The organism is Paenibacillus sp. Paensp111 (genome assembly GCF_059492195.1).
The window spans coordinates 3634488-3648380 of sequence record NZ_CP168527.1; the positions used below are offsets into that span (position 1 = coordinate 3634488).

The window sequence follows — 13893 nt, forward strand, 5'->3', positions numbered from 1 at the left end:
GTTCTTAATGTTAACCTTGGTCCGTTAGTGTCAGCTTAGGGCTGTCAGCTTAACCTGAATGTTGAACGGATCCTTGGCGAACCAGCTCCCGTTCTTCTGCTGCACTTCAACCCCAGCCTCCTTAAGCCGCTGAACCACGGCCTCCACTTCGGAGCGATTAGGAAGTACCAGCTCATAGTAATCCAGACCGGCCGCATTCTCCGGAACCGGCGGGGCTCCTACCCCTGCCCATGTATTAAGGCCAATATGGTGATGATAGCCACCCGCGGAGACGAACAGCGCCGAGCTTCCGTAATTGGCAACTATATCGAAGCCGAGCACCTTGCAGTAGAATTCTTCCGCTTTCTTCAGATCAGACACATGAAAATGCACATGGCCGATTCGCGTACCCACCGGCAGTCCAGCCCACGCCATACCTTCCGATGCAGCAAGAAGTCCATCGATATCCACCGGGTCCGTCGTCATTACATAATGACCTTGTTCATCGCGCTGCCAGGTCTCCCGCGGGCGATCCGCATAAATCTCGATACCATTATTGTCCGGATCATTGATGTAGAGCGCCTCGCTGACCAAGTGATCCCCCTGTCCCACCGGAATCTGATGTTCCACCAGGTTACGCACGGCCAGCCCCAGTGAAGCCCGATCTGGAAGAAGAATGGCAAAGTGATAAAGGCCTGCTCCTGCTCTTCTCGGCAGAACATCCGCCTGGTCCAGCTCCCGTAGAATTAGAAGAGGATGAACACCATCCACCGTAAGCTCTACAGTATTTCCCTGCTGATTAAGTATCTTCAATCCTACAACTTCCTGATAAAAAGCAACTGAACGCTCAAGACTGCTTACCTTTAACTGTACGACCCCAATCTCGGTGGCCGGGTGTAGTTGATCTGTCATCTCTCTCATCCTTTCGGGTCATGTTAATTGAATACATTTATTCCGCCATTAATCACGGTTTCTTGTAAATAGAGCATCCAGTGACAACGGAGTTGTCTCTGTGAAGACCAGATGCAGGGCAATCAAGGCGAAAGCGATATCCAGCTCATACCCTGCCATTTGTCCATTTCCGAGAAGTCCGACAGACAGCTTAGCAGTGAATATGGCGCCGATCATAATAACAATCACAATCGCGGATACATACCGCGTCAAGAAGCCCAGAATAAGGGCAATACCTACAATAAGTTCAGTATAAGCAATAACGTAACCCAGAACACCAGGCAGCCCCAAGCTTTGGAACCAGCCCGAAATATTCGGAAGACCTGTCTGAAATTTATTGATGGAATGAGCCACGAACAAGATGCCCAAAGCCACACGCAAAATAGTAGATACATATTTGTTCAACATCACGATTTCTCTCCTTTTAATCTTTTTAATATTTAATTTATATTACTAATATCTTGCGCAAATTTTTTTCGAATATTACTAATATAAATTATTATTTTGTATTAACAATTTATCATGAGGTTATCTTGATGTCAATCATTTATTTGTTATAATAAATATATATTTGGTATTTGTAATATGAGGAGACGTGGGTAACTATGGACAATATGGACATTGGCTCGAATATCCGGTCTATTCGGAAAAGCAAAAATTTGTCGATCGGACAAATCTGCGAGAAAACAGGATTATCCCAAGGCTTTATGAGCCAGGTAGAGAACAACAAAACTTCCCCTTCCATCGCCACTCTGGATAATATTGCAGGTGCGCTGGATGTTCCGCTTGCCTTCCTGCTCCTGAAGAAGGATGAACGCATGCATATCATCCGCAAAGAAGAGCGCCGTAAAACGATTTACGGAAAGGAACAGTTCCAGGTTGAGCATCTCAGCGATCGGGGCAATGTTAAAATGATGCTCGTTGAAATGCCGCCAGGCGCTTCAACGGAGGAGGCCCATGCGCACGCCGGTGAGGAAATTCACTTCGTCATCCAGGGTACCGTCTATGCCGAGCAGGGCGATGTCTCCGCCACTTTAAATGCGGGCGACTCCTTCAGCTGGAAAGCCTGCTTCCCCCATTATGTGAAGAACATTGGGGATGGGCCTGCTGTTATACTGATTTCGGTGCACCGGGATGGTGGGAGTGAAGATTAGAAATAGAGGGGCACTAGTGAGGCATCGGCGCGCATTGTGAGCATTGTGAGCATTGTGAGCACTGGTGAGCATTGTGAGCACTGGTAAGCATTGCTGGGCACACTGTATGAGTACACTGGGAGCACTGGGGCCGCTGCGCTGCCGGATCGCCTTTCGATCGCTGTTATCCCCGGATTCTTTGAATTGTACTAGTAGTATGAATCCGGGGATAAAGGCGAACGCTTCGCTTCTACAGGAGATTCCGGCCGCTCCGCTGGGTCCGTGCTTGGCGTGGTCAACCCCTAACCTCACTTAGGTTTGGGGTAATAAAAAGAGGGCTGACCTTTAATTGGGTCAGCCCTCTTTGACTTAGTTACTGGGAGAAGAACAGTCTTTTCTAAAAGACTGTCTTCTCCCCTCTGTTATACGAGTGAATTAATAAGATAAATAGCTAATAAAACAAAAATGGAGGCAAATGTTATTTTATAAAACGCTTGGAGAGGTTTGTTGTCTTTCTTCTTTATCCAATAAAGAATCAAATAAACGATAGATAACATTATTATCAATATGGCTAATATTGTAGATAATGTAGGTGACATCGCTATTCTCCTTGAAATTGATTTACTAGCTGATTATCAAAGAGTGAACATACCGCCAGCTGCATAATCAATAACACCTAATTCGATTCGATAGTTGGGCTTATTCATTATTTTTTAGCCCATATATGTCTATGCGCCATACACGGGCTAGAGAATCATTTAATATTTAGCATTTACTCAGGTTTGGTATTCAAAGGCTTGAGATTCGCTTCGATCTGCGCGCGCTGGGGTTCCAAGAATGGCGGGAGGGCGAGGGATTCGCCTAAATGCTCCATATCTTCATCCGTGGCGAAGCCGGGGCCATCCGTAGCGAATTCGAACAGAATGCCGTTCGGCTCCCTGAAATAGAGCGAATGGAAGTAGAAGCGGTCGACATAACCGGAGTTCGGGAAACGGCCTTCGCTGATTTTGGAGATCCAGGCATGAAGCTCCTCATCATTCTCCACCCGGAAAGCCACGTGATGTACTCCGCCCCTTCCAAGCCGTTCGCGGGGAAGGTCATTCCTCTCCTCAATATGCACCTCCGCTCCGCTGCCGCCTTCGCCAGTCTCAAATACAAGAATGTCCGGCTGACCAGCTGCATCGGCCGGATAGGTGCCTTTGGCCCGGAATCCAAGCAGATCCTGGAGTACGGCAATCGTCGGCTGCGGATCTTGAACCGTCAGCTTAACCGGACCCAAGCCTACAATTCCGTAGGCCTGCGGGACAGGGCTCTTCGTCCAAGGGTTACCGCCGGCAACACCGTGATTGTTCTCATCGGATACCAGAAGGAAGCGCTGCCCCTCCCCATCTCTAAATGCCAATGCGGAGCGGCCGGCCACCTGCTTAATTTCATCATGCTCCACACCGAATTGATCAAGCCGCCCCTTCCAGTACACAAGCGCTTCATCGCTAGGAACGCGCAGGGACAGGGCCGAAATACTGCTGACACCTTCACGATTGCGCCCGGCCATTGGAATCTCGAAGAAGGTAAGCTCTGTGCCCGGGCTTCCCTCTTCATCTCCGTAGAATAGATGGTATACACGGGTATCATCTTGATTAACGGTTTTCTTAATAAGACGAAGTCCAAGCACTTCGGTATAGAATTTAAAGTTCTCTGCTGCATGAGCTGTTAGGGCGGAAACATGGTGGATGCCTTTGAGTTCCATAACTGCACCTCCGATTTTTATTAACGTACAACGATTAGGTTTATTATACACTAAAATTAAGTAATTTACAAAATGTAAGTTACTAATTAATAAAAAAAGATAACTAGTTTCTTCACCTAGTTATCTTGCGAATGAATGGCGAAAAGTATCCTTTATTTCTTTATGGGCTGCTTCTTCGCCGTAAGTCTCCCATACCTTAGGATCTTTCTAAACATCCGTTTATCCTTAAGCGCGTTGAAAATGTACTTATCCGGCCGGCTGTTGACCTCGATGATCCAGGGCTTTAGTTCTTTATCCATCCCGATATCCACCCCGTAAGCCCGAAAGCTTGGAAAAAAACCGCCAAGATGGCGGCTTACCCGGATACCGAGCTGATTCAGACGTTCAATATAATTGCTGATCTCCGCCTTGGACATTAAGGGGGCGAGCAGCTCTTCAATCGGCTTTGGCTGACCGCCATTGTGGTAGTTCGTTACTACTTTGTTCGGCTGGGCTACCCGCCCCACAATTCCGGTGACCTCCCATTTGTTCTGCGGATTCCGCTGGACCATCACACGCAGATCGAACGGGCTGCCATGATGGCGAAGCAGCGGAATTCCCTTTTGAACCAGGTAGAATCTGCGTCCCTTGCCCTGCTCAAATGCAGCAAATGCAGCAAATGCAGCCTCGAATGTCTTGTACGTGCGGCTCTGCGTCCCGCCCTGCAGGCGGTACCCCTCATGTGTATGCTGCAGCCGATAAATTCCATATCCCCCAGTCCCCAGATTGGGCTTGAGGTAGACTGTGCGGTAACGCTCTAGCATTACTCGTACATTCTTACGATCTGCCGGAGCTGTCTGGGGCAGGTGTCTGGCCAGTTCCTTCTCCTTAAGCATCGCTTGGTGCTTACCAAGCTTATTATTCCAATACACCCAGGATCACCTCATTATCTAACTTCATCATGGATTAGATATATGCGGGATCTTACCTCCTGTGTGGACGTAGTAACTACGGACCGTGAATATCTATTACCTATTCGGACCTCTGGTCACACTTTCAGAATGCCGCTGGCTTCCACCGCCTGAACTGCTTGTGCAAGCAAATCTTCATCCTGTACCAAAGCCAGCCGGACATGTCCCTCACCCGATGGACCAAACGCACTTCCCGGCGTAACAATAACGCCCGCCTTGCTCACCAGATCCATGGCAAAGTCCTCTGATCTCTCATAATGAGGCGGAATCCGGGTCCAGATAAACATCGTCGCCTTCGGTTTCTCCATATTCCACCCGATGCTTGTGAACCCCTCGCAGAGGATGTCTCTGCGTCTTTCGTAAGTTCTGGCCGTCTTCTCCACACTGCTCTGATCCCCAGTTATGGCTGCAATAGCCGCTTGCTGAATGGGAATGAACATTCCGTAGTCCATGTTAGACTTTAATGTTTTTAGCCGGGATACGATTTCAGAATTCCCTAGGCAAAAGCCGACCCTGGCGCCAGCCATCCCATAAGTCTTGGATAGGGAATTGAATTCCACGCCAACCTCCATCGCACCTGGATAGGCAAGAAAGCTGCCGCCAGTTCGGCCATCGAACACCAGCTCGCTGTAGGCATTGTCGTGAAGGACGATAATGTCGTATTGTCTCGCGAAATCAATCAGTTCGATATAGAAGCTGTCCGGTGCCAGGGCCGCCGTGGGGTTGTTGGGATAGGAGACAATCATAAACTTGGCTCTTCTCGCAATATCGGCGGGAATATCCTGAAGACGGATCACATAGTCATTCTCTTTCTTCTGCGGCATGAAATAGAGCTCGGCGCCGGCCAGCAGCGGTCCATCTGCGAACACAGGGTAGCAGGGATCCGGTACAAGAACTAAATCCCCTTCATCCACGATGGACAATGAGATGTGAGCAAGGCCCTCCTGTGAGCCTAACAAAGAGCAAATTTCGGTCTTTGGATCCAGCTCTACCCCATATCTGCGGGTGTACCAGCTGCTCGCCGCCTCCAATAAAGCACTCTGGTCATTGACTGCATAAATATAATTGTTCTCATCGGCCGCTGCCGAGCACAAAGCTTCTATAATGTGGGATGCCGGAGGAATGTTGGGAGTCCCCACACTGAGGTCAATGACTGGCTGTCCAAGATCCAGTCTCTTTCTCTTGATCTCAAGTAATTTGGTGAAGATGCCTTCTCCAAAACGGTCCATTCTTTTAGCAAACTTCATGATGGCTGCTCTCCTACTTTCCTGTAAACGTATAAATTGAATGAACTAATGGATCTTTAGTTCAATCCGTATAGTTAAGATTATAGCTTATTCCAATAGGGAGTGAACCATAGGACAGCTCATCTTCTCCATCATCTGCTTACGTCCGGGATCTACCTAGGTCCGCTGGCGAAGCAGCGATTCAATCACAGGATCAAGATCCATAGGTTCCACGGTAGTTTCAAATCTTCCGCTCACCCGGCCTTCATGGTCGACCAAGAACTTGGAGAAATTCCACTTCACCCCGTTACCGGCATAGATCTGCGGGTACTTGTCCCGAAGGAAGTTATCCATCCACTGGCCTTCCTTGGTCTCTGTATCGAACCCTTGGAACGGAGCCTGCTGCGTTAAGTATTCAAATATAGGATGTGCGGATGGCCCCATAACGTCAATTTTCTCAAATAGCGGAAAAGTAACTCCGTGGTCTGTCTTGCAGACTTCGAGAATTTCGGTGCTGCTTCCTGGCTCTTTCGCGTTGAATTGGTTGCACGGAAATCCAAGAATCTCCAGCCCCTGCTCCTGCCTTCGATCGTACAGCTTCTGCAGATCAGCGAACTGACGGGAATAGCTGCACCGACTTGCCGTGTTAACGATCAGAAGCACCTTTCCGCTGTATCGGGACAGGGGCATTACTTCGCCTAGAATTGAGGTGGCCTGATAATCGTATATAGACATCTCTGCATTCCTCCTTGGGTAGGGTAATCGGATATCATTTCATTCATCATAACCCTCCTTCTCTTATAGTTCTAATATATAGTTCGAATAGACTTTATAGGTTATTGTTATAATCCCCCTACAAAAAAGAGACAGCCATGAACGAATCCATAGCTGCCTCTATTTATACTATCATTATAATTTAATTCTCTGCAGCCGCAGCGCATTCAGCACGACCGAGACTGAACTCAGTGCCATAGCCGCACCCGCAAGCCACGGGGCGAGGAAGCCCAGCGCAGCAACCGGAATCCCGATCACATTATAAGCTAGCGCCCAGAACAAGTTCTGCTTAATGTTCAGCATGGTCTTTCTGCTCATGAATATGGCATCCGGGATGCTGTTCAAATCCCCGCGCATCAGGGTCACATCCGCAGCTTCCATAGCTACATCCGTCCCTGTGCCCATCGCCATTCCGATATCGGCTGTTGCCAATGCAGGCGCATCGTTGATGCCATCCCCAACCATGGCTACCTTGCGTCCGCCCTCTTGAAGCTTCTTCACCTCAGCAGCCTTGCCTTCAGGCAGAACCTCTGCGAGTACATGGTCAATGCCTACCTGTGCGGCAATAGCTTTCGCAGTACGCTCATTGTCTCCTGTAATCATCACGACTTCGATGCCCAGCTTCTTCATTCTTGCCACAGCTTCGCTAGAAGTCTCCTTGATCGTGTCGGCAACAGCCACCATTGCGGCATACTGGCCGTTCACCGCTACCAGCATCGCTGTCTTCCCTGCCTCTTCCAGCTCATTCATCTGTGCAAAAGCAGCTTCGGCACCAACCTGATGCTTGTTCATCAGCTTGCGGGTACCGATCAACAGCTCCTGACCTTGTACGGTGGCACGAATTCCGTATCCCGGTATAGCTTCGAACTGCTCCGCATTAGGCAGTTCAATTCCTTTCCGGAGAATTCCCTCCACAATGGCTTCTGCAAGCGGATGCTCCGAGTTCTTCTCGGCAGCTCCAATCCATCTAAGCAGCTCGGTCTCCGAATGGCTTTGATCCGCGACTACTACATCGGTAAGCTCAGGTGCCCCTTTGGTCACTGTACCTGTTTTGTCGAGAATGATGGCACTGATCTTGTGGGTAGCCTCAAGGTGCTCCCCGCCTTTGAATAGAATTCCCAGTTCAGCCGCCCGTCCCGATCCGGCCATAATGGAAGTCGGTGTAGCCAGACCCAGCGCACAAGGGCAGGCAATGACAAGCACCGCGATCGCCTTCTCAAGAGCACTTGAGAAATTGCCGGGTTCGACGGCGAAATACCATACGAGGAAGGTGACCACGGCAATGCCGATAACAATGGGGACAAAGATCCCCGAGATCACATCCGCTACACGCTGGATTGGAGCCTTCGAACCTTGAGCCTCTTCTACCACACGAATAATCTGAGATAATGCAGTCTCTCTGCCGACCTTGGTCGCGCGGATTCTAAGCAGCCCGTTCTTATTGATCGTCGCACCGAACACCTGGCTGTCCGCACTCTTCTCCACCGGAAGGCTCTCCCCGGTGAGCATCGACTCATCCACCGAGGAAGTTCCTTCGGTAACTACGCCGTCTACCGGGATTTTCTCGCCGGGCTTTACGATAACAATATCCCCTTGGACCACCTGCTCGATCGGCACCGAGATCTCCTGATCTCCGCGAACCACGAGGGCCGTCTTGGCCTGCAGGCCCATCAACGTCTTGATCGCTTCCGAGGATCTGCCCTTCGCAAGGGCTTCGAACAGCTTCCCGAGCAGGATTAGCGTGATCAGCACACTGCTGGTCTCGTAGTACAGCTCAACCCCGCCATGTCCATGCATGTTAAGACTCTCAATAGACAGGTACAGACTATAGAAGAAAGCCGCCGAAGTGCCAAGCGCAACCAGCACATCCATATTCGCACTGCCATTCCGGAGAGCCTTATAAGCGCCCTTGTAGAACTGAGCTCCGATGATGAGCTGCACGGGTGCAGCAAGGATAAGCTGAAACCAAGGATTCATGAACAGTTCCGGCACCCAGATAAAGGAGGTAAAAGAAAAGTGGCCCACCATCGCCCACAGCAGAGGGAATGAGAGAATCGCCGAGACAATGAGTTTGGTTCTCTGCCGTGCAATTTCCTTCTTGCGATGGTCACCGGCTTCCTGCTTCTCCGTCTTGAGAGCAGCCGTATAACCGAGCTTCTCCACCTTCTGGATGATCTCCTCTACAGATACCTCACCAGGAGAGAATTCAACCTGTGCTGTCTCCAGCGCAAGGTTCACTGAAGCCCGGCTTACCCCGCCAAGCTTGTTCAGTCCCTTCTCAATCCGGGTTGCGCAAGCGGCGCAGGTCATCCCGCCGATCTGGAAATCTGCCGTCTCCTTGACGGTGCCATAACCCAAAGCTTCGATCTTCTTCTCCAAATCTCCGGGATTAAGGACAGCCGGATTGTAGGTTACCGAGGCCTTCTCCAGCGTAAAATTCACATTGGCTTCGGACACTCCTTCCATCCTGCCAAGGCCCTTCTCGATCCGGCCTGCGCATGCGGCGCAAGTCATACCGGTAATTTGTAATACTGCCTGTTCCTCTCCTGATTGCTTCAACTTATCCATGCTGTTTCACCCCTAACCTGAGAACTTAACTTATAGAACTTCGTATCCCTGATCTTCAATAACTTCTTTCAAAGCCTGCAAGGAAATTTGAGCTTCGTCATACTGCACTTCCACCGTCTTGGAGGCGAGGTCCACCTGGCCGGATGCCCCTGCACCTTTCAGCGCCTTCTCAATGGAATTTACACAGTGACCGCACGACATACCTTCAACCTTCAATGTTGTTGTACTCATAATTCAACTCCTCCTATTTGATATGTTTTGTTTGTTTCGTTACTCATACTATACCCCCCTACCGTATAATTGTCAACGGGTTATTTGTATTTTTTCCCACACTGCAATTCTGCTGATCTCCATCCTCCATCCGGACGCGCTTAGATCCGGTCTATGTTTCCTACGACTTTACAAATCTTTTACACAAAACGCCCCTGCCCATGATGTTTGAATACTACCCTAGGGAAGTGAGTGCCTGGAAAACCTGTCACCACTTAGAATATCCATTATGGGGAGGAAAATCATGACCAGCAAATTTGCAAAAAGAATTATACCTACCGCTTTACTAGCTTCAGTAGCTGTTACCACTCTGCTCTCAGGAAGCATTGTGAACTCAGCTCCCAAAGCCGAGAAGAAGCAGAGCCCTAATGAGATCCGCAACGTGATCTTCCTGATTGGGGATGGCATGGGTGTCTCCTATACTACTGCATACCGTTATCTTAAAGATAATCCAGCTACTCCTCTAATGGAGAGAACGGAATTTGATAAATATCTCGTGGGCAACCAAATGACCTACCCGGAAGATGAGCATGAGAATGTAACCGATTCAGCTTCAGCCGCTACAGCGATGTCAGCCGGAGTGAAAACCTACAATGCTGCGATCGCGGTAGATAATGATCATACCGAAGTGAAGACCGTACTTGAAGAGGCCAAGAAGCAGGGTAAATCCACAGGTCTCGTAGCTACGTCCGAGATTACACATGCGACACCTGCCGCATTCGGGGCTCACGATATCAGCCGCAAGAATATGGATGCGATTGCGGACGATTATTATAATGAGAAAATTAACGGCCAGCACAAGGTCGACGTTCTGCTTGGAGGCGGACTGAATAACTTCGTGCGCAAGGACAAGAATCTTACGGATCTGTTCAAAAAAGACGGCTACAGCTTCGTGACTACCCGTGACGAGCTTCTCAAAGACAAGAACAAGCAGGTTCTTGGACTCTTCGCTCCTGGCGGATTCGACAAAGCTATCGACCGGGGTCCGCAGGCTCCTTCGCTGGAAGAAATGACGAACACGGCGATCTCCCGCCTGAACACCAACAAGAAAGGCTTCTTCCTCATGGTTGAGGGAAGCCAGATTGACTGGGCTGGTCACGATAATGATATCGTAGGCTCCATGAGCGAGATGCAGGACTTCGAGAAGGCCTTTAAAGCGGCGATTGATTTTGCCAAGAAAGACGGACATACCCTGGTTGTAGCGACCGCAGACCATTCCACCGGCGGACTATCGGTCGCCGCAAATGGCAAATACAACTATGACGCCAGCCCGATCAAAGCTGCCAAACGCACACCTGACTTCATGGCAGCTCAAATCTTCGGTGGCGCTGATGTAGAAGCAACTCTGAAGCAGTACATCGCTCTGGATCTGACTGCTGAAGAGATTCAAGCTGTTAAAGATGCGGCAGCTAAGAAGGATAAGGATGCTACCGGCATTGATAACGCGATTGAAGCCATCTTCAATGCAAGAACGAATACAGGCTGGACTACAGGCGGCCACACCGGTGAGGACGTACCTGTCTACGCCTTCGGCCCGGGCAAAGAGAGATTCGCCGGCCTGATCGACAATACCGACAATGCCAAGATTATTTTCCAAATCCTCAAGAACGGCAAAAAATAAACTATACTATATAATCTCCAGAATCATTTCATACTCTTGCCTATAAGTAATTCTTTAAATCCAACTTATATATTCACACAACAACAACAACAACAACAACAGCGGCAGCCTGGACGATTATGTCCAAGGCTGCCGCTGTCTTTATTAAAGCAGGTCCCAGCTATGTGTGATCCCGCATTAGAGATACAGATAGCTTGTCACCTCTCTATTTTGCGGTTCAGCTCTACATCAAGCTCCTTTCGTACTGCACGAATTACAGGTGCAGCCTGTTGTAGCGCAGGACGATCTTGTGACCTTTCGTCTTTGGTATAGGACGACTCCTATGATTATGAACATCAGAGCAAGCCCCGCCAGAACGAGCGGATTCAAGAAGATGGACGATACGCCTAGAATAGTAATTCCTCCAAGCAAAGGCAGTGCGCAGCATAAAGCACATGCTCCCAATAATCCGAGACCTGTCAGCCATTCCCCTTTTTTCATTTACATCACCTTCCAATTGAATTTATAATCTTATCATAGAACTTAAAGTTAACTTTAAGTCAAGGAGGTGTTGTGATGTCAGGTCTAAGCATTGGTCAGCTTGCGGACAAGGCTGAAGTGAACGCGTCTACGCTGCGGTTTTATGAATCTGTCGGCCTGCTGCCAGCTCCAGAGCGGAAGAATGGCCGACGCCAATATGATGAGCGAATTCTGGATCGCATCCATTTTATCAAGATTGCTCAGCAAACCGGCTTTAGTATCCAGGAAATTATTATTTTGCTGGAAGGCTTTGAACCAGGCGATTCACTTTCGGATCGCTGGGAGCAGATGGCAAGGCAGAAACGCTCCGAACTGCAAGAACGTAAGAAACAGCTTAATTCCATGATCCGAATACTAGAAAGCGGGCTTAGCTGCAAGTGCATGACTTGGTCGGAATGCAAGACTCGAATAGAAACGGATGGCTCGTGTTAGGAGAGAATGCGGATCTCTCCTATATTTTAAATTTATCCACCTGGGACTGCAGGTCCTCTGATAATGCCGCGAGGGCATCAGCTGAACTGGATACCTGCTCCACCATAGCCAACTGCTCCTCAGAGGCTGAGGATATGGTCTGGGTTCCTCCTGCTGCCTGCTCGGCCAGCTGCGCAACATACTGGATGGAGGTCACGATCTCTTCAGCGCTCGCCGACATCTCTTCTACAGCCGCAGATACCTCCTCTACCTGGGAAGCGACTCCATTTACCGACTGTTCAATACTCTCGAACGAGGCTCCCGCCTGGGATATGATAACCGAGCCCTCCTGTACATCCCGAATGCTCAATTCCATGGAGTGAATGGCCTCCGACGTGTCTGACTGGATGGCTCTGACGAGTTCCGTGATTTGTCCCGCAGAGATTCTGGATTGCTCAGCCAGCTTCTTAACCTCATCTGCCACTACCGAGAATCCAGATCCGTGCTCTCCAGCCCGGGCCGCTTCAATCCCCGCATTAAGTGCCAGCAGATTCGTCTGTGAAGCGATCTCGGTCATAACGGAGATAATCTTATCAATCTCGCCCGAACGGGCATCCAGCCCCTTCACCACTTCAGATAGACTGTGAATAGACTGGGTGATGGAATCCATTTGCCTAATAGCACTTTGAATCGATAAGCTACCTTCTGAAGCCAGCGATAAGGAAATATTCGAAGACTGGGACACGCTCTGTGTATTCATCGCGATCTGCTTGATTCCTGTCGACATTTCACTCATTGTTGCCAGGTTATGCTGAAGTGCACTCACCTGCTTCTCCGTCCCCTCAGCCACCTCCTCAAAGAAATACGTAATCTGCTTCGCAGCCTCCCGGGTCTGATTGGAGCCTGACTTCAATTCTTCCGAAGAAGCTGCAACTTGATAGGTCGAGGCACCAACCTGTCCAATTAACGAGCGCAGATTCCCAAGCATCAGATTGAAATATCGGGCGAGCTCGCCAATCTCATCCTTCGAGGTAACCTGAATCGTCTGGGTCAAATCGGCTTCTCCCTCTGCAATTTCCTTGAGTTGCTTGTTCACCTGCTTAATGGTTCTGGCCATTTTACCCGAGATAAAAGTAGCGATGAGAAATCCAAGTACCGTTGTGATGATGGTTACGGATATAGTCAATTTGGAAGTGAGGCTGAATTCGCTGTCCATCTCATCCTCTAGCTTCGCAATGCTCGCCGCTGTACTCTGGTGCAGTGCCGCCAGTGAAGAGATATCTACGGATGCCTTGGTGTAAGCCGCTTGTGCCCCTGTCACGTCGCCCTGCTTATAAGCTGACATCATTTGATCGATCTGATCAAGATAGAGATTCCACTGCTTTTTGAATTTGTTGATTACCTGCTTCTCGCTCTCAGAGGCAGTCTTTTCAGTAGTGCTCATTACTTCTGACATCTTGGTCACATTATTCTGATACTGCTCTAGAAGATTGTCGCTAGTCTGAGTATCCTTACTAAGCAAATAAGCCGCCGCACTTTGCTGGGTACTAAAGATGGATAATCCCAAGGATTCTACAGTCACCAGATTAGACTTTTGCTGACTTAACGTCTCACTCAGGGTATTCAGCTGGGTCTGACCATAGGTCTGGCCCATAATAGCTACAAGGAACAAGGCAATAATTACAGCTATACTTGTGAACAACTTCATACGGATTGACTTTCTCATTATGTATTCTCCTTCGGT

Annotated in this window: 12 protein-coding genes; 3 read left to right on the forward strand and 9 right to left on the reverse strand. The window is 49.2% G+C overall.

Translation table 11 applies throughout. The features are described from left to right. Positions 1-30: 30 nt before the first annotated feature. Together ACEN86_RS17160 and ACEN86_RS17165 are read right to left on the reverse strand one after the other, a co-directional pair. The gene (locus tag ACEN86_RS17160) at positions 31-891 is read right to left on the reverse strand and encodes a VOC family protein (RefSeq protein WP_495631753.1); all 861 of its coding nucleotides are present in this window, start codon (positions 889-891) and stop codon (positions 31-33) included. A gap of 48 nt (positions 892-939) precedes the next feature. Next, the gene (locus tag ACEN86_RS17165) at positions 940-1338 is read right to left on the reverse strand and encodes a DoxX family protein (RefSeq protein WP_495631754.1); all 399 of its coding nucleotides are present in this window, start codon (positions 1336-1338) and stop codon (positions 940-942) included. A gap of 206 nt (positions 1339-1544) precedes the next feature. Here ACEN86_RS17165 and ACEN86_RS17170 point away from each other — a divergent pair, with 206 nt between their 5' ends. Continuing rightward, the gene (locus ACEN86_RS17170; RefSeq protein ID WP_495634340.1) at positions 1545-2084 is read left to right on the forward strand and encodes a helix-turn-helix domain-containing protein; all 540 of its coding nucleotides are present in this window, start codon (positions 1545-1547) and stop codon (positions 2082-2084) included. 751 nt (positions 2085-2835) lie between these two features. Here the strand turns inward: ACEN86_RS17170 and ACEN86_RS17175 are convergent. The 6 genes from ACEN86_RS17175 to ACEN86_RS17200 form a co-directional block, all read right to left on the reverse strand. Further along, positions 2836-3810 (reverse strand): ring-cleaving dioxygenase, encoded by a 975-nt coding sequence (locus ACEN86_RS17175; protein WP_495631755.1) that lies wholly within the window; start codon positions 3808-3810, stop codon positions 2836-2838. A 152-nt stretch (positions 3811-3962) separates the two neighbouring features. Continuing rightward, on the reverse strand, positions 3963-4721 hold the full coding sequence (locus ACEN86_RS17180; protein ID WP_495631756.1) for a YheC/YheD family protein: 759 nt from the start codon (positions 4719-4721) through the stop codon (positions 3963-3965). Between the two features lie 116 nt (positions 4722-4837). Further along, entirely contained in the window at positions 4838-6007 is a 1170-nt protein-coding gene (locus ACEN86_RS17185; protein WP_495631757.1) for an aminotransferase class I/II-fold pyridoxal phosphate-dependent enzyme, read from the reverse strand. Between the two features lie 156 nt (positions 6008-6163). Further along, complete coding sequence (locus tag ACEN86_RS17190; RefSeq protein WP_495631758.1) at positions 6164-6721, reverse strand: glutathione peroxidase; 558 nt, start codon at positions 6719-6721, stop codon at positions 6164-6166. Positions 6722-6895: 174 nt separating this feature from the next. After that, positions 6896-9328, reverse strand: coding sequence for a heavy metal translocating P-type ATPase (locus ACEN86_RS17195; RefSeq protein WP_495631759.1), 2433 nt, complete (start codon positions 9326-9328; stop codon positions 6896-6898). 30 nt (positions 9329-9358) lie between these two features. Further along, positions 9359-9559: a cation transporter gene (locus ACEN86_RS17200; RefSeq protein WP_495631760.1), complete on the reverse strand. Its 201-nt coding sequence runs from the start codon at positions 9557-9559 to the stop codon at positions 9359-9361. A gap of 283 nt (positions 9560-9842) precedes the next feature. On the opposite strand from ACEN86_RS17200, the gene ACEN86_RS17205 reads away from it, so the two are divergent. Both ACEN86_RS17205 and ACEN86_RS17210 read left to right on the forward strand, forming a co-directional pair. Further along, on the forward strand, positions 9843-11219 hold the full coding sequence (locus ACEN86_RS17205) for an alkaline phosphatase (RefSeq protein WP_495631761.1): 1377 nt from the start codon (positions 9843-9845) through the stop codon (positions 11217-11219). Positions 11220-11774: 555 nt separating this feature from the next. Next, on the forward strand, positions 11775-12170 hold the full coding sequence (locus ACEN86_RS17210; RefSeq protein WP_495631762.1) for a MerR family transcriptional regulator: 396 nt from the start codon (positions 11775-11777) through the stop codon (positions 12168-12170). Between the two features lie 19 nt (positions 12171-12189). Here the strand turns inward: ACEN86_RS17210 and ACEN86_RS17215 are convergent, their stop codons facing one another. Beyond that, entirely contained in the window at positions 12190-13875 is a 1686-nt protein-coding gene (locus ACEN86_RS17215; protein WP_495631763.1) for a methyl-accepting chemotaxis protein, read from the reverse strand. Positions 13876-13893 lie beyond the last annotated feature (18 nt).